Source organism: Helicobacter pylori (genome assembly GCF_002832345.1).
GTDB classification, from domain to species: Bacteria; Campylobacterota; Campylobacteria; order Campylobacterales; family Helicobacteraceae; genus Helicobacter; species Helicobacter pylori_CP.
On the sequence record NZ_PHLZ01000001.1, the window covers coordinates 116,585 to 136,574 of the forward strand.

The following is a 19,990-nucleotide window of genomic DNA, read 5'->3' on the forward strand; positions in this document are numbered from 1 at the left end:
AGTAAAACCATTCAAGTTTTTGACAGAAAAACACTCCAATAGTCTTATTGAGCGAATATAATCATAACTGACACTACTATTTAAAGGATTAACATGACTATTGGGCTAGTTAAAGAAAGCATGGATTTGGAATCACGAGTGGCTTTGGTGCCTGATGATGTGGCGCTAATCGTTCAAAAGGGCGTGGAAGTCTTGGTGGAAAATCATGCCGGCGCTAATAGCGGTTATAGTAACGAAGCGTATGAAAGCGTGGGGGCTAAAATCGTGGATTCTAAAACAGCGTGGGGGCAGGATTTAGTGGTCAAATGCAAAGAGCCTTTAGAGCATGAATACCCTTTGTTAAAAGAAAAAGCCACGCTGTTTAGTTATTTGGATCTAGCGTATCAAAAAAGCTTGTGCGAAATGTTTATAGACAAAAAAATCACTTCTATTTGCACTGAAACCATTGCCGGGCCTAAAAACGACTACCCTATTTTAGCGCCTATGAGCGTGGTGGCTGGGAGGTTGGCCGCGCATTTAGTCCAGCATTATTTGCTGGCTTTAGAGCATGTTAAGGGGTTTATGGGTAAGGGGGTCATGCTAGGGGGTTTATCGGGCACGCAAAGGGCTAAAATTGTCGTAGTTGGGGGCGGTGTGGTTGGCATGGAGAGCGCGAAAGTCTTAAGCCAAATGGGGGCTAAAGTAACGATTTTGGAATTAGACTACGCTAAATTGCAAAACCACCTCTATTACCATTTGTATGATTTAGAAGTCTTAAGCGTGAATGAAGCCAATATCATTCAAGCTTTAAGTGGGGCGGTGGGTCTAGTGGGAGCGGTGTTAGTTACAGCGAGCCAAACCCCTAAAGTGATCTTAAGAAGGCATTTAAAATACATGCAAAAACAAGGGGTAGTCATTGATGTGGCTTGCGATTTAGGGGGGTGCATAGAGACCATACGCCAGACAAGCCATTCTAACCCGGTGTATGTGGAAGAGGATTTGTTGCATTATGGCGTGCCGAACATGCCAGGGATTGTCGCTAAAACGAGTTCTACGGCTTATAGCCATGCGAGCGTGCCGTATTTATTGTATTATTTAGAGCATGGCTTGAAGGGTTTTTTAACAGCCAACACTAAAATCGTGGCAAACACCCTTGGAGGCTTGAGCGCTTATAACGGCTATATCACCCAAGAAGGCATCGCTAAAGCGTTCAATCTGGCGTTCAAATCGCCTTTAGAGATTTTAAAGGAGCTTTAACAATAAGTTGTAAAAAAGAGCATGGCGATAAACCATGCGTCTTCATGTGTGGAAATATTTCAAAAAAAAAAAAAAACACTTTTTAATGTTATAATCTACCTTAAATTATACAAGGGGTTTTTATGGCAAAAATTGAAAGCAACGATCTCAACCTAAGGGATATTTTAAAAGACGAACTCTACTATCAAATCCCCATCTACCAACGCCCTTATCAATGGACAGAAGAAAACTGCGAAAAACTTTTAGACGATTTGTTTTTCAATTATGAAGATGACAGAGAAAGCGATTATTTTTGCGGATCATTAGTCTTAATTCTAATCAGCGAAGATCCTAAAAAAGCCAAAACCTATGATATTGTAGATGGCCAGCAACGCTTAAGCACTTTCATTCTGCTGGCAAAAGTTTTAGCCGCTCTCTATTCTGAGCGTTTAACCGAAGAGAGCAAAGACTATTTGCAAGAAAGCTTGATTACTAAGTATGGGAAAAAAGATCGGTTGAATTTTAGTGCCGTAGGGTTTAATTCTAAAAAAGATTTTCAATACGCCTTAACTTCTTTCAATGATGTTCCCATAAGCAACAATAAGAACAATTACCTAAAAAATGCGATCTGTTTAAAAAACTATCTCAGGAAAAAAGAGATTGAAGACATTAACGATTTCATTGAGTGGCTGTATCTTAAGGTCGTCTTTATCACCATCACTTGCCCTGATGCAGACAAAGCGTTAAGGATTTTTAATGTTTTAAACGCTAGAGGTTTGGCTTTGAATGCGACAGATATCTTTAAGGGAGAATTGTTAAAACACGCTAAAGAGCATGAGCGAGAAGAATTTGTGTCTCGTTGGAATGATTTAAGCCAAAAATGTTCAGACAATGATTTAGCGATAGAAACCTTATTCAGCTGGTATTTAAACTACCTCAATCCGGTAACTTCTAAAGAAAAAAAGGAAAAAAGGCTCGTTACTTGGTTTAAAAATCTTAATAAAACCCCATTAGAATACCTTAAGGGTGTAGAAGATTTTTACAATGCTTATTGTGAGGTGTTAGAAATGCAAGATCGATACGCCCACTTGCTCTCGTATAAAGACGATGATCATTTAATTGTTATTTTGTGCGCCAGTTTGTTGCACCGCTATAACGAAAGCGAGATAGAGGCTTTAAAGAAGTTGTTAGTCAAGTTTTATTACCAAGATTGGGTTGCAGGGCAGACAAGATCCACACGCAGCCAAACTTGTTGCAACATCATTAACGCCCTAAAAGAAAAGAAAAGCGTAGAACACACCGCTTCTGTTGTGAAAAAATATTTAAATGATAAAAATATCACGCAACGCTTCAAGAAAAACCTACAAGACAGCAACTTGTACACGAAATTCTACTACACTGGTAAAACGGCTAAAAAAATTCATGGCTCAAACCCATTCTCATTTTAGTGGAATATTTCATGAGCGACGATCCTAAACCTAAACGCATTCAAATGGATAAAAATTTGCATGTTGAACACATTTTACCTCAACAACCTGGTTCTTCAAGCCAATGGATGAAAGACTTTAGCAAAGAAGAAAGGGAATTATACACGCATTCTTTAGCCAACCTCACGCTTTTAGGAGGCACGAAAAACGCTCAAGCTTCAAATAAAGATTTCAAAGAGAAAAAAGAAATCTATATGGGAAACGCTGTCAAGCTAGGTAAGGATAAGCGAGGTAGGGAAAAAACTTTTAAGGTGATGACCTGTTATAAGATGACCATAGATATTGCACACAAATACACAGAATGGACGCCCAAAAGCTTAGAAAAAAGAAAAGAAGAGCTGATTCAAATCATTGAGAGCGTTCTAACGCTCTAGGGACGCACCCCTAGAAAGTGAACACATAATTCACATACCATGAATACACGCGCCTAAACCCTATATCCAAATTTTTTGCAGTGATATAGGGGTTTTTCTTTAACATGGGGAATTTCACGCCCGCTTCAATGCTGGAATGCTTTAAGATCCTTAAGCGAGCCCCCACATTGAATAAAAATTGGAAAGAAGTGGCTTTTTTGCTCACCAAAGCTTGCTCCACTAAAATGCCCTCAAAACTTGGCGTCGCCATAAGCCATGAATTACCGGCCAATTGCACCCCACCAAAAGCCCCCAAACTCATGATGCCGTTATTAATGACATTAACCATTAAATCCATAGCCCCCCCATAAGTGAGCATGTTTGGCTCAAAGGTTTTAGGATCAGCAAGGCTCGTTAAGCGATTGATTTCTTGTTTCCCAAGAATTTGACCCGCCAATTGCGCCACTTCGCTGTTATAGTTGGGGTTTTTAAGCCTAATAGAATTGGCATGAGCGTAGTCAAAAAACCCATAAGCGCGCAAGCCAAAGTATTTCCCAAAGAAAAATTGATACCCTAAAAGCACATCAAAGCCTTTGATAGTAGCGTTAGTGGCTTGTTTGTGAGAGTCAATATCCGCATGCATTTGGGCTTGTCCTTGCAAATAACCCGCCCCTATAAACACGCCATTACCATCCATGGCCAGTAGCGCATTGACAGAAACAACCAAAGCTAACAAAGATTGAGAAAAAAATTTTTTCATGTGTGATTCCTTAACATAATGCTTATATTCTTAAAAAGAATACCCAAAAAACAATTAAAAACGATTAAAGAATGAAACATTAATAAAAATAAAAACTCCTTATGAATTTCACATAAGATTAATAAAAAGCGGCTAAAACCCCCTTTTTTAAAATTTTGTTTCAAGCTTTAAGCTACAATATACGCATGAAAGATTCACATCAAACTATTGGCGTGTTTGTGCGGCCCACCCATTATCAAAACCCCCTTTTTAAGGAGCTAGAGCAGACTAAAGAATGGGTTTTAAAGCTTTTAGAAGATGAGGGGTTTGAAAGCTTTATGATTGATAGCCTTGATGGAGCAAAAGATGAACGATTGATAGAAAAAGCCTATGCGTTTTTATGTTTAGGGGGCGATGGCACGATTTTAGGGGCTTTAAGAATGACGCATTCTTACAATAAGCCATGTTTTGGGGTTAGAATAGGGAATTTAGGGTTTTTGAGCGCGGTTGAATTGAATGGCTTGAAAGATTTCTTACAAGATCTCAAGCGCAACAGGATCAAATTAGAAGAGCATTTGGCTTTAGAGGGCCGCATTGGAAAAACCTCTTTTTATGCGATCAATGAAATTGTGATCGCCAAAAAAAAAGCTTTAGGGGTTTTAGACATCCAAGCTTATGCAGGCCATACGCCCTTTAACACTTATAAAGGCGATGGGCTTATCATTGCCACGCCCTTAGGCTCGACCGCTTATAATTTGAGCGCTCATGGGCCGATTGTGCATGCTTTAAGCCAGAGCTATATTTTAACGCCCTTGTGCGATTTTTCTTTAACGCAACGCCCTTTAGTGTTAGGAGCGGAATTTTGCTTGAACTTTTGCGCTCATGAAGACGCTCTTGTAGTTATTGATGGGCAAGCCACCTATGATTTAAAAGCCAACCAACCCCTACACATTCAAAAAAGCCCCACGACCACCAAGCTCTTACAAAAAAATTCAAGGGATTATTTTAAAGTGCTTAAAGAAAAGCTATTATGGGGGGAAAGCCCTAGCAAAAAAAGATAAAAAGGGTAAAAAACATGCGAGATTTCAATAACGCTCAAATCACACGCTTAAAAGTGCGTCAAAACGCTGTTTTTGAAAAATTGGATCTGGAGTTTCAAGACGGCTTGAGCGCGATTAGTGGGGCTAGTGGGGTGGGAAAAAGCGTTCTGATTGCGAGCCTTTTAGGGGCGTTTGGACTTAAAGAGAGCAACGCTTCAAACATTGAAGTGGAATTGATCGCGCCTTTTTTAGACACGGAAGAATACGGCATTTTTAGAGAAGATAACCACGAACCTTTAGTCATCAGCGTGATCAAAAAAGAAAAAACGCGCTATTTTTTAAACCAAACAAGTCTGTCTAAAAACACGCTCAAAGCGTTATTAAAAGGTTTGATCAAACGCTTATCTAACGATAGATTCAGCCAGAATGAGCTCAATGATATTTTAATGCTCTCCTTATTAGATGGCTATATTAAAAACGAAAACCAGGCGTTTAGCCCCCTTTTAGGCGCGCTTGAAGAAAAATTCACCCGCTTAGAGAAGCTAGAAAAAGAAAGGCGGTTATTAGAGGATAAAAAGCGTTTCCAAAAGGATTTAGAAGAACGATTGAATTTTGAAAAAATGAAATTAGAGAGGCTGGATTTAAAAGAAGATGAATACGAACGCCTTTTAGAGCAAAAAAAATTGCTCTCTAGTAAGGAAAAATTGAACGATAAAATCGCTCTAGCGTTAGATGTGCTAGAAAATACCCACAAAATCACGCATGCTTTAGAGAGCGTGGGCCATAGTGCTGAGTTTTTAAAAAGTGCTTTATTAGAAGCGAGCGCTCTGTTGGAAAAAGAGCAGGCTAAATTAGAAGAGTGCGAGCGTTTAGATATTGAAAAAGTGCTAGAAAGGCTTGGCATGCTAAGCGGGATCATTAAGGATTATGGGAGTATTACGCATGCTAAAGAACGATTAGGGCATGTTAAAAACGAATTGCATAACCTAAAAGAAATTGATCATCATTGCGAAACTTACCACAAAGAAATAGAGCGATTAAAAACCGAATGCTTGAAATTGTGCGAAGAAATAAGCGGCTTTAGAAAAGAGTATTTAGCCGGTTTTAACGCTCTTTTAAGCGCTAAAGCGAAAGATTTGCTCTTAAAAAGCCCTAGTTTGATCTTAGAAGAAGCCCCCATGAGCGAAAAAGGCGCTCAAAAACTCGTTTTGAATTTGCAAAATTCCCAATTAGAAACCTTAAGCTCTGGAGAATACAGCCGTTTGAGATTGGCGTTCATGCTTTTAGAAATGGAGTTTTTAAAGGATTTTAAAGGCGTGTTGGTGTTAGATGAAATGGATTCCAACCTGAGCGGTGAAGAGAGTTTGGCGGTTTCTAAAGCCCTTGAAACCTTGAGCAGCCATTCGCAAATCTTTGCCATTTCGCACCAAGTCCATATCCCAGCGCTCGCTAAAAACCATATTTTAGTCTTCAAAGAAAACCACAAAAGCCTTGCAAAAACCCTTAATAATGAAGAAAGGGTTTTAGAAATCGCGCGCATGATAGGGGGGAGCGAAAATATTGAGAGCGCGATTTCTTTCGCTAAAGAAAAATTAAAGGCGCAAGAATGAAATTTTTTCTTTTAAAGAAATTCAGCGAATTTTTAAACACCCAAACGCATTTTAACCTCAAACGCTTGAGCGCGTCTAGCTTTTTATTAGAGGCTTTTTCTAAAGAAAAACACGCCTTTGTTGTGGATTTGAGTGTGCCTTATATCGGTTTGTCCAAAAAACCGCTAGAGAGCGTTTTAAAAAACACCCTAGTGCTAGATTTTTGTTTGAATAAATTCACTAAAAACGCCAAAATTTTACAAGCAAACATCATTGATAACGATCGGATTTTAGAAATCAAGGGTGCTAAAGATTTAGCTTATAAGAGTGAAACTTTTATTTTGCGTTTAGAAATGATCCCTAAAAAAGCCAATCTCATGATTTTAGATCAAGAAAAATGCGTGATAGAAGCCTTTCGTTTTAATGATAGGGTCGCTAAAAACGATATTTTAGGGGCATTGCCTCCTAATATTTACGAGCATCAAGAAGAGGATTTGGATTTTAAAGGATTGTTAGAAATTTTAGAAAAAGATTTTTTATTTTACCAACACAAAGAATTAGAACACAAAAAAAATCAAATCATCAAACGCTTAAACGCCCAAAAAGAACGCTTGAAAGAAAAATTAGAAAAACTAGAAGATCCTAAAAACTTGCAGCTGGAAGCGAAAGAATTACAAACTCAAGCCTCGCTATTACTCACTTACCAGCATTTAATCCATAAGCATGAAAGTCGCGTGGTTTTAAAGGATTTTGAAGATAAAGAATGCATGATTGAAATTGATAAGAGCATGCCCTTAAACGCTTTTATCAATAAAAAATTCACTCTCAGCAAAAAAAAGAAACAAAAATCGCAATTCTTGTATTTAGAAGAAGAGAATTTGAAAGAAAAAATCGCTTTTAAAGAAAATCAAATCAACTATGTTAAAGGAGCACAAGAAGAAAGCGTTTTAGAAATGTTTATGCCGGTAAAAAATTCCAAAATCAAACGCCCGATGAGCGGGTATGAAGTGCTGTATTATAAGGATTTTAAAATCGGTTTAGGGAAAAACCAAAAAGAGAATATCAAGCTCCTACAAGACGCAAGAGCGAATGATTTATGGATGCATGTAAGAAATATTCCCGGATCGCATTTGATCGTTTTCTGCCAAAAGAATACGCCCAAAGATGAGATCATTATGGAATTAGCCAAAATGTTGATTAAAATGCAAAAAGATGCGTTTAATAGTTACGAAATTGATTACACGCAACGAAAATTTGTCAAAATCATCAAAGGAGCTAATGTCATTTACTCAAAATACCGAACTATTAGTCTAAAGGACACTTAAACATTCTAAGGAGGTTAGCATGGGTGTTTCAGCTTTAGGCAATGTAACTTATATCAACCAAAACGCTCCTTTAAATTCTGCTATCCAACAGGGTGCAAGAAGTGATATGCTGGATTTGGCGCAAAGCTTTCAAAGTAAGCTTGAATTAGCCCAAGAAACAAGGGCGTTAGAAAACATGCAAGCCATTAGCGATAAAGATCCTAAAGAAGGCTCCAAAAACCGCTATCCAAACAGCCAAAGGGCTAAGGCGTTTGGCTTGGAAGAAGAAGAAATTGAATTGTGGCATGAAGAGCATTTGCTGGATATTGTGGGGTAGGGTATCGCAAATAACCCCTATCCTTTCGTGAGTTTAAAGTAAAATCATCAAATCCCCGTTTTTTAAACATTAAAAGATTTTAGCTATCAATATCAATTACAATAGAACCTTATATTTTTAACAAAAGGGAATGCGTCATGTTAAGGGGTGTCAAAAAAGCGGTTTTTAGGGTTTTATGTTTGGGAGCGTTGTGTTTAGGGGGGTTAATGGCAGAGTCAAACCCTAAAGAGCTTATATTTTTAGGTATCACTATTTACACGGATAAAGATTTCACTAGGGCTAAGGAATACTTTGAAAAAGCTTGCGAATTAAACGATGCTGATGGTTGCATAATCTTAAGAGAGGCTTATTCTAAAGCCATAGCGAGCGAAAACGCAAGAGAAAGCATTGAAAAAGCTCTTGAACACACCGCTACTGCTAAAGCTTGCAAATCAAACGATGCTGAAAAATGCAAGGACTTAGCGGAGTTTTATTTTAATGCAAACGATCTTAAAAATGCTTTCAAATATTACTCTAAATCTTGTAAGTTAAATAATGTTGAAGGGTGTATGCTGTCAGCAACTTTTTATAACGATATGATAAAGGGTTTGAAAAAAGATAAAAAAGATCTAGAATATTATTCTAAAGCTTGCGAGTTAAACTATGGCGATGGCTGTGCGATTTTAGGGGATATTTATCATAATGGTGAAGGCGTAACGCAAAATTTTAAAAGAGCTTTCAAATATTACTCTAAAGCTTGCGAGTTGAATAATGGTGAAGGGTGTTCTAAATTAGGAGGGGATTATTTTCTTGGTGAAAGCGTAACGCAAGATCTTAAAAAAGCTTTTGGATATTACTCTAAAGCTTGCGAGTTAAACGAGGCTCTAACATGCACGCTTGTAGGAGAGTTTTATCGTGATGGTGAAGGCGTAACAAAGGATCTTAAAAAAGCTTTTGAATATTCTGCCAAAGCTTGTGAATTGAATGATGCTAAAGGGTGTTACGCTCTAGCAGCGTTTTATAATGAGGGTAAAGGCGTAGCAAAGGATGAAAAGCAAACGACAGAAAACCTTGAAAAGAGTTGCAAGCTAGGATTAAAAGAAGCATGCGATATTCTCAAAGAACAAAAACAATAAAATCCTAGCCCTATCAAGCCCCATTAAACAGCTTTCGTTTAACTGGTTGCTTTTATGATATTTAACAAGCCCTTTGTCCTCTCAAAAAGAGAAAATGGCGGTGGAGTCTCTTGGTATCTGGCTCTTGGGGGTCTTTTGATGAGAGTGTTAGCGCATTTGGAAAAATCAATCAAATCCATTGTCGTTTTGATGTAACTGGGCAAGTTTAACAGGCATATTTCAAAGAGCTTATAGCTCGCTAAAGCGTCCGCATAGGCTCTGTGGCTGACTTCTATGCCAAACCCTAAAAGCTCTTTTAAAAAGCTCAAAGAATAACGCATGGACAAAATGGCTCGTTTGGATAAATCCAAAGTGCAAAGCTTTAAATTCAATAAGGGGCAATGCAATTTTTCTACAAAATAACGCCCTAAAAAGTTGTAATCAAAATTAGCGTTGTGGGCCACAAACACGCTATTGCCTAAAAAAAGCCGCAATTCTTGCAAAGCTTCATGCACGCTTGGGGCGTTTAGGGTGTCTTCATAAGTGATGCCTGTAAGCTCAGCGATATAATCAGGCACGCTTTTGGCTTTCACAAGGGTTTCAAAACGATTAATAATTTCCCCCCCCTTCACTTGCACGGCCCCGATTTCTAAAATCTCATGTTTTAGGGGGCAAGAGCCGGTGGTCTCTAAATCAATAAAGGAAAAAACCTCATCTTTAAGGGGGGTTTTAAGGTTTTTGAGCGTGATTAAATTTTCGCTCGTTTCTACGAAATTAAGCCCGCACGCTTTTAAATATTCCAAATTGATTTCATCATAAATAAGGCGAGAGAGCGATTTTTCTAGCATGCCCAAGCTTAAATCCTGGTGCTTTAAGCGAGCGATTAGGGCTTGAATGTCTTTATGCAAGAGGCTGTCTGACATTCTGTAAGCCTTCAATAGCCAGCTTACGATCTTTGGATTTAAAAATATAACTCCCTGAAACCACCACATCCACGCCCGCTTGTTGGAGTTCAAAGATATTTTTATCATTCACGCCCCCATCCACTTCTAAAAGACAGCTCGGGTTGTAGCGTTTGATCAATTCCTTGACTTTCAGGCATTTTTCTAGCACCAGATCTAAAAACTTCTGCCCACCAAAGCCCGGATTCACGCTCATTAAAAGCACTAGCCCCACGCTTTCTAGCAAGTATTTAACGCTCTCTTCATGCGTGTGGGGGTTTAGAACAACGCCTGGCGTGATGCCTGAATTTTTAATGAGTTGCAACACCCTGTGGGGGTGCTTTTCATTTTCTGCATGAATGCTGATGATTTGCGGGTTTAAAGGGGCGAATAATCCCACAAAAAAGCTCGCGTTTTCTACCATTAAATGCACATCTAAAGGCACTTGGCTTATTTGAGTAACATTCTCTAAAACCACAGGCCCCATCGTTAAATTAGGCACATAATGCCCATCCATCACATCCACATGCAAAAAATCAGCGTTACTCACGCTCTCTATCTCTTTGGCTAAATGCATAAAATCAGCGCTCAAAAGGCTCGGAGCTACTTTCAAAATACTTCCCTATTTTCAATGTTTTCAAGTAAAATATTAGCATCTTTAATCAAATCATAAAAGGGTTTTTATGGATTACAAACATTTTAAATGCAAGCATGCAAACATCGTTATAGAAATCATCAGTCTTTTAGAAAAAGGGGTTAAAAAAGCCCAAGAAATTTTAGAAAAACCAGACGCTGGGAGTTACACTAAGCTAGAAAACAGCAGCGGGGATACGCCTATTAAAGCGGATTTAGCCCTAGACAAATTTTTAGAAGAAAATTTTTTGAGTTTAGAAAACATCAAAAGCGTTTTTAGCGAAGAAAAAGAAACGCCTGTTACTAAAGAAAACGGCTCTTACTTGATCGCTTATGACCCCTTAGACGGGAGTTCAGTGATGGAGGCGAATTTCTTAGTAGGCACGATTATAGGGGTTTATGAAAAGGATTATAAGGCGCAAAATTTAGTTGCAAGCCTTTATGTGGTTTTTGGGCATAAAATTGAATTAGTGGTGGCTTTAGACAAGGTTTATCGTTACGCGTTTTACCAAAACAAGTTTCATTTTATAGAAACCATCGTTTTAGAAAATAAGGGTAAAATCGTCGCTAGCGGAGGCAATCAGAAGGATTTTTCTTTGGGCTTAAAAAAGGCTTTAGAAGGGTTTTTTGCAGAAAATTACCGCTTGCGGTATTCGGGGTCTATGGTGGCTGATGTCCATCATGTGTTAATCAAAAAAGGCGGAATGTTTTCCTACCCGCAAAAGAAATTGCGAAAGCTTTTTGAAGTCTTTCCTTTAGCCTTGATCATTGAAAAAGCTAAAGGGGAAGCGTTTTATTTTGATAAGGGGGTTAAAAAGCGTTTGCTAGAGCAAAGCGTAGAAAGCTACCATGAAAAAAGCGAATGCTATTTAGCTAGCCCGCATGAAGCTCAGATTTTAGAAAAATATTTAAAGGGAGAATGATGCAAAATAGTGCTAAAAAATTAGAATATGAAGAGCGTTTTAATGACGCTCTCTTGAAATTGCAAGCATGCCAAGAAGAAAAGCAAGTAGCGAGTTGTTTGAAATGCGAGAAGGTTTTAAAATGCGAAATCCGCAATAGCTATGTGGATGCGGCTTATGAGAGCATGAGTTTAGGCGAAGCGGGCGGGTTTGATTTCAATTAAAATGGGATTAAAATGGTTAGTAATACTATCTTGCAAAAGAATTTAGACGCTTTTTACACCCACCCCAAAATCGCACGATTTTGTTTGGATTTATTAAAAGATCTCACCGCTCAAAATCTAGGGCTAGACTTAAACGCATTCCATTTTTTAGAGCCAAGTGCAGGGAGTGGGAGCTTTGTTGATGCATTAAAAGAATTAGGGATTGCTGATTGCATCGCCCTTGATATTGCCCCTAAAGCTCAAGGCATTCAAAAAAAAGATTATCTGTTGGAACTGATTGAGTTTAACAAAAAGCGTATTATTGTTGGCAACCCTCCTTTTGGGCATAGAGGGAAATTAGCCCTAGATTTTTTAAACAAATCTTTAAACGAAGCGCCTATTGTAGCGTTTATTTTGCCCAATTTATTCAAACGCTATTCCATTCAAAAACACATTGATAAGCGTGCAAAATTGGTTTTAAACGCTGATTTAGAGAAAAACGCTTTTATTTTTAATGAACGCCCCTATGATGTGAAATGCGTTTTTCAAATCTATATGCATAAAAATATCGCCCTAAATCTTAAAGACGAACGCATCATTGCACCCCCTAAAATCCGCCATAGTGACTTTATTACTTACATTCATAACAACACGCCACACACCCTAAAATATTTCAACAAAGAAAAATACCAATGGGATTTTGCGGTGGTGAGACAAGGCTTTTATGATTACAACGAAAAGATCACCAATGCAAATTTACTGATTAAAAACCGACAATATTTTTTTATTAAAGCCCATTCTAAAGAAGCTTTAATGATTATCCATAAAATTGATTTCAACAAACTCGCTCATAAAAACACGCAAGTTTTAGGGTTTTCTACTTATGATTTTGTGGAAGAATATTGCAAATTAAAGGAAATGCATGCTTGAAAAAGTGTTCCAAGAAATTACCAATAAAAGAAAGTTTTTTGCAAGTTCTAGCACAGGGGAGCAGTTTGAAAACCAATTTAGGAATGAATTAAAAAAACACTTTAGCGAAATCAATGGCGATTTAACAGAAGAATTAAGCCATATTGAAGAAAAGCCTAATAAGGAAATCAAAACCGCTTTTAACCAACTCAAAAAGCAAGTTTTAGAAAAAAACCACCCACACACCCTTAAAAACCCTTTTTCAAACCTTACAAGCCATTTTTTATACCAGCCTTTTGGCTCACAAAATTACCCTGATTTTTTGGTTTTTATTTGTGATTATGTGGTGGGGATTGAAATCAAGTTTTCTAAAAACGATAAGGGTGAAAAAAACCTTCAAACTTCTCGCCCCATGTGGAATTCAAACCTACCTAAACCCAATGCGATTTATGTGTATGGAGTCGCTAATGCAGACATCACTTTTTTTAAAGGCTCAGATATTTTGAGCTATGAAACCAGAGAGGTCTTACTCAAGTATTTTGATACTTTAGATAAAGATGAAGAAAGTTTGAAAAACGCCTTAAAGGATTTAGAAAACCCTTTTGGGTTTGCCCCCTACATCAGAAAAGCTTATGAACATAAAAAGGAATTTTCTAACCACAACCAGATTGAAAGCTTCTTTTCGCATAATCACATTTTAAGAGAGCAGAATGTCTTGGAATTTTTGAAAACGCTCACTCATTAGCATATTTATTTCCCATTTATCTATTTCTTGTAAAATACATTTATTTTTAGCGTAAAGAAATTGATGGTTAGTCTAATAGAAAAAACCCCTTACATTCCTTGCCCCCGGCTCTAGCGTTTAGAATTTAGTTAAAAACGAGATTAAATAGAAAAAGTTAAAAAGTTAGAAGAAACAACCTTTAAAGGTTGTTTTCTAAAATCTCACTTCATTTGCAAAGCCACTTCTTCAGCGAAATTCTCTGTTTTTTTCTCAATGCCTTCGCCCAATTCAAAACGCACATACTCAGTGATTTTTAAATCATCGTTTAATTCTTTGGAACAATCAGCAACCACTTGAGCGATAGTTTTTTTATCGTCCATGACATAGAATTGCCCTAAAAGGGTTAGGCGTTGATCAATAAGGGTGTTATCAGCGATAAATCTTTCCATTTTTCCAGGAACGATTTTATCCCAGATTTTTTCAGGCTTGCCCTGCTCTTTTAGTTCGTTTTCAAAAGCCTTTTTTTGATGGGCTAAAACTTCATCGCTCAATTCAATGCGGCTCCCAAAAGCGGGGATGTTTTTTAAAGGTTTGCCCAAGCGTTTAGCCTCTTCATTGTCTTTTTCAATTTCAGCGATCAAGGCTAAAGTTTCTTTTTTGACAAAATCAAGGCTAAAGTCTTTGCAATCTAGCACTTGAGGTTTCATCGCTGCGGCATGCATAGCGATGTTTCGGGCTAATTCCACCACTTTTGGAGCGTTTTTTTCATTATCGTATTTTATACTGATTAACACACCCACTCTAGCGTTAGAATGTGCATAGCCATTGATGATATGAGAGCTAGGGGCTTTTAAATGAGCGATTTTTCTCACTAAAATGTTTTCACCAATCACAGCGATTTGAGAGTGCAAATATTCTTCAAAAGGCTTGTTGTCTAACGGGCTTTTAAGCAGTTCTTCTGGGGTATGAATGTTATGGGCTTTGATCGTTTCTAAAGTTTTTTTCACCAATTCCTTAAAGCCCTCATTTTTAGCCACAAAATCCGTTTCGCTATTGATTTCTACCATCATCGCACTTTTAAAATCAGGCGCTACTTCTAAAGCGACTACGCCTTCAGCAGCGATCCTATCGGCCTTTTTAGCGGCTTTACTCAAGCCTTTTTCGCGCAAGAAATCAATAGCCTTTTGCAAATCCCCAGCCACTTCTACAAGGGCTTTTTTGCAATCCATCATGCCCGCATCGGTTAAGTCTCTTAATTTTTTGACTAATTGAGCGCTAATTCCTGACATTATTCGGCTCCTTGAGTGATTTCTTTTTGGATTTCAGCGAGCATTTCTTCTTTTTCTTCATTGCTCACGAACTCTATCTCTTCGCTATTTTCATCCGCATGGACGATTTCTTCTTGCATGAGTTCTCGCCCCTCTAAAATCGCTTCGCTCATTTCTTTACAAAATAGCCTGATAGAGCGGATCGCATCGTCATTTCCAGGAATGGGGTAATCCACTAAATCAGGGTCGCAGTTAGTGTCTAAGGGGGCCACGATAGGGATATGGAGTTTCCTTGCTTCAGCGACAGCGATTTTTTCTTTAGCCACATCAATCACAAAAATCATATCAGGGATTTTTTTCATGTGGCGCACCCCGCCAAGATACTTATCTAGCTTTTCTTTTTTCCTTAAAATCATGAGTTTTTCTTTTTTGGTCAATAAATCAATTTGACCGCTATTTTCCATTTCTTCAATGATTTCTAATTTCCTCACCGATTTTCTAATGGTGCTAAAATTAGTCAGCATGCCACCAAGCCAGCGGTAATTGACATAAGGGACTTGAATGCTTTCAGCAAATTCTTTCAAAGTCTCATTGGCTTGTTTTTTAGTGCCTACAAACATGATGCTCTTGCCTTGAGCGCTCGCATCGCGTACGATATTATAAGTGTATCTAAAATAGCGCAAAGTTTTTTGCAAATCAATAATATGGATATTTTTCCTAACGCCAAAAATGAATTTTTTGGTTTTAGGGTTCCAACGCCTTGTTTGGTGTCCAAAATGCACACCGCATTCTAATAAATCTTTCATGGTTACCATGAGAATATTCTCCTTAAAGTTATTTTGGTTCTCTTCCTCCATGCTCATTTGATTCTTAAATTTCTTAAGAACACCTAAATACAAGGATTAGCATGTGTGAATTTGACGCTGTCTTTGCCTTGTTCCTATTAAAATGATAGAAAAACGACAAAACCCTATCATTATAGCAAAAGATTAAGGTTTTTTAGCTTAAGTAAAAAAGGCTTTTAGGTTATAATAAAGACAAAGTAGAATTTTAGGATAGCTATAATGGATACAAAAAGACAATGCATGGCTTTAAAGGCTTCAGCAGGGAGCGGGAAGACTTTCGCTTTGAGCGTGCGGTTTTTGGCCCTATTGTTTAAGGGGGCTAATCCTAGCGAGATTTTAACGCTCACTTTCACTAAAAAAGCCACCGCCGAAATGAAAGAGCGCATTTTAGACTATTTAAAAATTCTGCAAAAAGAAAACCTTGAGAGCGAAGAAAAAGAAAAATCCCAAAATATCCTAAAAGAATTAGAAGAAAAATACCATTTAAACCCTGATTTAGTGCGAAATAGCGCTCAAAAAATCTACCAACGCTTTTTAAACGCTGAAGTGAGAATTAGCACCATTGACGCGTTTTTCCAAAGCATTTTAAGGAAATTTTGCTGGTTTGTGGGGTTGAGCACGAATTTTGAAGTCAATGAAGACACCAAAGCACACCAGCAACAGCTTAATGAGGGTTTTTTGAGCGCTTTAAATAACGAACAGCTTGAGGAATTGAGCGTTTTTATCGCTCAATGCTTGAGTTATGATAGTTACACAAGCGATTCTATTTTAGAGCGGTTGCGTTTTTTAAAAAACAAGCTCTACTTATTTGATCCTAATAAGAAAGAGCCTGCATTTGATGAAGAGGGTTTTTTAGAAAAACTAAGAAGCTTAAACGAACAAATTCAAAGCATAGAAACAGCGTCAGATAGGGCTAAAACAGCCATTAAATGCGATAGTTTTAGGGGATTTTTAAACAGCTCTTTAACCTGGCTTGAAAAAAAGAGCGAATACATCTATTTCAAAAAACTCAAAAATGAAATCCCCACTTTAGAGAGCGAATGTGAAGAGATTGAAAACGATTTAAAACGCTATTATGAAGCCAAAGAAACCGCAATATTTAAAAAATTCCCTAAATTCATCCAGCTTTATGATAACGCCACTTCTAAAATCCAAGCCCTAGATTTTGATGCGATTAAAGATAAAGTCCATGTCTTATTGAATGGTTATGAAGAAATGCCGGCAGAGTTTTTTTATTTCAGATTGGATAGCCAGATCGCACACATTTTGATTGATGAGTTTCAAGACACGAGCTTGAACGATTATAAGATTTTAGCCCCTTTTATTGATGAGATTAAAGCCGGGATAGGGCAAGCGAAATGGCACAGGAGCGTGTTTTTTGTGGGCGATGTCAAGCAGAGCATTTATGCCTTTAGGGGGAGTTTTAGCTCCTTGTTTGAAAGCGTTGCTAAGGATTTTTACCACGATAATTTGGAATTTAACCACCGCAGTTCGCCTTTAATCATTAATTATGTGAACACCATTTTTAAAAAGGCTTATCAAAATTCCCCCACCGCTTACTTGGAGCAAAAATACCCTAAAACTTCTCAAAATAAACATGCTACAGACGGCTATGTTAAAGTCTCTTTAGTGGCTGATGAAAGAGGATTATTATTGGAACAAATCTTACAAGAAGCTCAAAATCTTTTAGAGCATCGTATTGATCCTAAAGACATCACCATTTTATGCGCCACTAATGACGACGCTTTAGAAATCAAAAATTATTTGCAAGAGCATTTGAGTGCAATCCACCCAAGCACGGAATCTAGCGCGAAATTGTCTCAATTTGTGGAATCTAAAATCATTAAGAACGCTTTAGAATACGCTCTAGCTGAAGAACCTTACAAGCCCTTTTATAAGCACAGCGTTTTAAAACTCGCTGGATACTTGCATGATGATGCGATCGCTTTAGCTGGTTTTAACCCTAAAAAAGAGAGCGTGGCAGGCTTTGTGTGGAAGGTGATGGAATGGTTTGAGCTTTATGGAGAGCTTGCGCAAAGCTGCTTGGAGTTGGCGGTTGGGTGCGAAGACGCCGATGGATTTTTAGAAAAATTAGAGGCTAAAGCGATCGCTTCTTCCCATTCAAAAGGCGCGCAGATCATGACCATTCACAAATCTAAAGGCATGCAATTCCCTTATGTGATCGTGTGCGAACGCTTGGGCAAGCCTAATTCAAGCCATTCCAATCAACTCCTTGAAGAATATGACGGCGCAGAGCTTCTTCGCCTTTATTACAGAATGAAAAATCGTGAGGTCGTAGATAAAGATTACGCTAGGGCTTTAGACAAAGAAGAAGCGGCTAAAAATCATGAAGAAACCAATGTGTATTATGTCGCATTCACTAGGGCTGAGTTAGGGCTGATTGTCGTGGCCAAAGACAAAAAAGAAAGCAAGAAAGAAAGCAATAACAAAACAATGCGCGAAAAATTGGATCTTGCACCTTTAGAAGAGGGAGAAATTACGCCGGTTATTTCTCCACAAAAAGAGCCTTTAATTACAAGCGCTCTCATCAAGCCCCATGCCTATGGCGAGCAAGTCCAAGAGATAGAAGAAGAGCCTAGCGATTATGAAAAGAATAACGACCAGGAAGCGATCAATTTTGGTATCGCCTTGCACAAGGGATTAGAATACCAATACGCTTATAACATTCCTAAAAAAAGCGTTTTAGAATATTTAAACTACCATCATGGTTTTTATGGTTTGGATCACCAAGCGTTAGAAGAAAGTTTAGAGCTTTTTGAAAACGATGCAGAGATACAAGCTCTTTTTAAAAATTATGCCTTAAGGGGTGAAGCGGCTTTCTTATTTGAAGGGGTTGTGTCTAGGATTGATGTTTTGTTGTGGGATAAGGGGCAAAATTTGTGTGTTTTAGATTATAAAAGCTCTCAAAATTACCAGCAAAGCCATAAGGCGCAAGTGTCTCATTACGCTGCGTTTTTGCAAACTCAAGCCCCCCATTTTAAGATACAAGCGGGCATTATTTACGCTCATAAAAGACTGCTTGAAAAATTATGGGTTTGAAATTAAAAATTTTAAGGTTGTCTATGAATATCAAAAAAACAGAAAACGCGCTCAGTGTGACGCTTAAGAACTTCATTAAAAGCGAGTCTTTTGGAGGGATTTTCCTCTTTTTAAACGCTGTTTTAGCGATGGTGGTGGCTAATTCGTTTTTAAAAGAAAGTTATTTTGCGCTATGGCACACCCCTTTTGGGTTTCAAATAGGGGATTTTTTTATCGGCTTTAGTTTGCACAATTGGATTGATGATGTCTTAATGGCGTTATTCTTTTTAATGATAGGATTAGAGATCAAGCGAGAATTGTTGTTTGGGGAGTTATCCAGTTTCAAAAAAGCTTCTTTCCCTGTGATTGCGGCTCTTGGGGGTATGATAGCTCCAGGATTGATTTATTTTTTTCTTAACGCTAACACGCCTTCTCAGCATGGTTTTGGGATCCCTATGGCGACGGATATTGCGTTCGCTTTAGGCGTGATCATGCTTTTAGGCAAGAGGGTGCCAACCGCCTTAAAGGTTTTTTTAATCACTCTAGCGGTGGCTGATGACTTGGGGGCTATTGTGGTGATCGCGCTCTTTTATACCACGAATTTAAAATTCGCATGGCTTTTAGGGGCTTTAGGGGTGGTTCTTATCTTGGCGGTATTGAACCGCTTAAATGTCCGCTCGCTTGTCCATTACTTGCTTTTAGGGGTGTTGCTTTGGTTTTGCGTGCATCAAAGCGGTATCCATGCGACAATCGCTGCAGTGGTTCTAGCTTTTATGATACCGGTGAAAATCCCTAAAGATTCTAAAAATGTAGAGCTTTTGGAATTAGGCAAGCGATACGCAGAAACGAGTTCAGGGGTGCTTTTAACCAAAGAACAGCAAGAAATCTTGCACTCTATTGAAGAAAAAGCGAGCGCTTTACAAAGCCCCTTAGAAAGATTGGAGCATTTTTTAGCCCCCATTAGCGGGTATTTCATCATGCCCTTATTCGCGTTTGCAAACGCTGGGGTGAGCGTTGATTCTAGCATCAATTTAGAAGTGGATAAGGTGCTTTTAGGGGTTATTTTAGGGCTTTGTTTGGGCAAGCCTTTAGGGATTTTCTTAATCACTTTTATAAGCGAAAAGCTTAAAATCACCGCGCGCCCTAAAGGCATCAGCTGGTGGCATATTTTAGGGGCTGGGCTTTTAGCAGGGATTGGCTTTACCATGTCCATGTTTATTTCTAATCTGGCTTTCACCAGCGAGCATAAGGACGCTATGGAAGTGGCAAAAATTGCGATTTTACTCGGATCTTTGATTTCTGGGATCATAGGGGCTTTGTATTTATTCGCACTAGACAAGAGAGTAACTTTAAAGAAATAGCTAAAAA

17 protein-coding genes and 1 pseudogene are annotated in these 19,990 nt (G+C 38.2%); 13 read left to right on the plus strand and 5 right to left on the minus strand.

Annotated features, from left to right (window positions below; genetic code table 11):
• Positions 1-93: 93 nt before the first annotated feature.
• Together CXY28_RS00540 and CXY28_RS00545 are read left to right on the plus strand one after the other, a co-directional pair.
• A complete protein-coding gene (locus tag CXY28_RS00540; RefSeq protein WP_100979143.1) occupies positions 94-1,236 on the plus strand; it encodes an alanine dehydrogenase in 1,143 nt (380 codons plus the stop codon).
• A gap of 122 nt (positions 1,237-1,358) precedes the next feature.
• Positions 1,359-3,076: pseudogene (locus tag CXY28_RS00545) on the plus strand (DUF262 domain-containing protein).
• 10 nt (positions 3,077-3,086) lie between these two features.
• Here the strand turns inward: CXY28_RS00545 and CXY28_RS00550 are convergent.
• Positions 3,087-3,815 carry an outer membrane protein gene (locus tag CXY28_RS00550; RefSeq protein WP_100979144.1) on the minus strand — a complete coding sequence of 243 codons (729 nt, stop codon included), beginning with the start codon at positions 3,813-3,815 and terminating at the stop codon, positions 3,087-3,089.
• 185 nt (positions 3,816-4,000) lie between these two features.
• Here CXY28_RS00550 and CXY28_RS00555 point away from each other — a divergent pair, with 185 nt between their 5' ends.
• From CXY28_RS00555 to hcpG, 5 genes are all read left to right on the plus strand, one after another.
• A complete protein-coding gene (locus CXY28_RS00555; RefSeq protein WP_100979160.1) occupies positions 4,001-4,855 on the plus strand; it encodes an NAD(+)/NADH kinase in 855 nt (284 codons plus the stop codon).
• 14 nt (positions 4,856-4,869) lie between these two features.
• Positions 4,870-6,444, plus strand: a complete 1,575-nt coding sequence (locus tag CXY28_RS00560) for a DNA repair protein RecN (protein WP_100979145.1) — start codon at positions 4,870-4,872, stop codon at positions 6,442-6,444.
• A complete protein-coding gene (locus tag CXY28_RS00565) occupies positions 6,441-7,748 on the plus strand; it encodes an NFACT family protein (protein WP_015643540.1) in 1,308 nt (435 codons plus the stop codon). The genes CXY28_RS00560 and CXY28_RS00565 overlap by 4 nt, the downstream gene beginning before the upstream one ends.
• Before the next feature lie 19 nt (positions 7,749-7,767).
• A complete protein-coding gene (locus CXY28_RS00570; RefSeq protein ID WP_000539097.1) occupies positions 7,768-8,064 on the plus strand; it encodes a hypothetical protein in 297 nt (98 codons plus the stop codon).
• 137 nt (positions 8,065-8,201) lie between these two features.
• Entirely contained in the window at positions 8,202-9,179 is a 978-nt protein-coding gene (gene hcpG, locus CXY28_RS00575) for a Sel1-like repeat protein HcpG (protein ID WP_100979146.1), read from the plus strand.
• A 38-nt stretch (positions 9,180-9,217) separates the two neighbouring features.
• On the opposite strand, the gene CXY28_RS00580 is transcribed toward hcpG, so the two are convergent.
• Positions 9,218-10,081, minus strand: coding sequence for a 3'-5' exonuclease (locus CXY28_RS00580; RefSeq protein ID WP_100979147.1), 864 nt, complete (start codon positions 10,079-10,081; stop codon positions 9,218-9,220).
• Positions 10,059-10,712 carry a ribulose-phosphate 3-epimerase gene (rpe, locus tag CXY28_RS00585; RefSeq protein WP_100977213.1) on the minus strand — a complete coding sequence of 218 codons (654 nt, stop codon included), beginning with the start codon at positions 10,710-10,712 and terminating at the stop codon, positions 10,059-10,061. Before rpe ends, CXY28_RS00580 begins: the two co-directional genes overlap by 23 nt.
• Before the next feature lie 70 nt (positions 10,713-10,782).
• On the opposite strand from rpe, the gene CXY28_RS00590 reads away from it, so the two are divergent.
• Genes CXY28_RS00590 through CXY28_RS00605 form a run of 4 tightly spaced genes read left to right on the plus strand, consistent with a single transcriptional unit; the run spans position 10,783 to position 13,491 of the window.
• A complete protein-coding gene (locus tag CXY28_RS00590; RefSeq protein WP_000384729.1) occupies positions 10,783-11,655 on the plus strand; it encodes a class 1 fructose-bisphosphatase in 873 nt (290 codons plus the stop codon).
• Positions 11,655-11,858 (plus strand): hypothetical protein, encoded by a 204-nt coding sequence (locus tag CXY28_RS00595; RefSeq protein ID WP_001900028.1) that lies wholly within the window; start codon positions 11,655-11,657, stop codon positions 11,856-11,858. Before CXY28_RS00590 ends, CXY28_RS00595 begins: the two co-directional genes overlap by 1 nt.
• A gap of 12 nt (positions 11,859-11,870) precedes the next feature.
• Positions 11,871-12,767 (plus strand): SAM-dependent methyltransferase, encoded by an 897-nt coding sequence (locus CXY28_RS00600; RefSeq protein ID WP_100979148.1) that lies wholly within the window; start codon positions 11,871-11,873, stop codon positions 12,765-12,767.
• On the plus strand, positions 12,760-13,491 hold the full coding sequence (locus tag CXY28_RS00605) for a type II restriction endonuclease (protein WP_100979149.1): 732 nt from the start codon (positions 12,760-12,762) through the stop codon (positions 13,489-13,491). Before CXY28_RS00600 ends, CXY28_RS00605 begins: the two co-directional genes overlap by 8 nt.
• 200 nt (positions 13,492-13,691) lie before the next feature.
• Here the strand turns inward: CXY28_RS00605 and tsf are convergent, their stop codons facing one another.
• Together tsf and rpsB are read right to left on the minus strand one after the other, a co-directional pair.
• A complete protein-coding gene (gene tsf / locus CXY28_RS00610) occupies positions 13,692-14,759 on the minus strand; it encodes a translation elongation factor Ts (RefSeq protein ID WP_100979150.1) in 1,068 nt (355 codons plus the stop codon).
• Positions 14,759-15,553, minus strand: a complete 795-nt coding sequence (gene rpsB / locus CXY28_RS00615; RefSeq protein WP_000258276.1) for a 30S ribosomal protein S2 — start codon at positions 15,551-15,553, stop codon at positions 14,759-14,761. Before rpsB ends, tsf begins: the two co-directional genes overlap by 1 nt.
• A gap of 249 nt (positions 15,554-15,802) precedes the next feature.
• On the opposite strand from rpsB, the gene CXY28_RS00620 reads away from it, so the two are divergent.
• Both CXY28_RS00620 and nhaA read left to right on the plus strand, forming a co-directional pair.
• On the plus strand, positions 15,803-18,643 hold the full coding sequence (locus tag CXY28_RS00620) for a RecB-like helicase (RefSeq protein WP_100979151.1): 2,841 nt from the start codon (positions 15,803-15,805) through the stop codon (positions 18,641-18,643).
• A gap of 23 nt (positions 18,644-18,666) precedes the next feature.
• Positions 18,667-19,983 (plus strand): sodium/proton antiporter NhaA, encoded by a 1,317-nt coding sequence (nhaA, locus tag CXY28_RS00625; protein WP_100979152.1) that lies wholly within the window; start codon positions 18,667-18,669, stop codon positions 19,981-19,983.
• Positions 19,984-19,990: the final 7 nt, after the last annotated feature.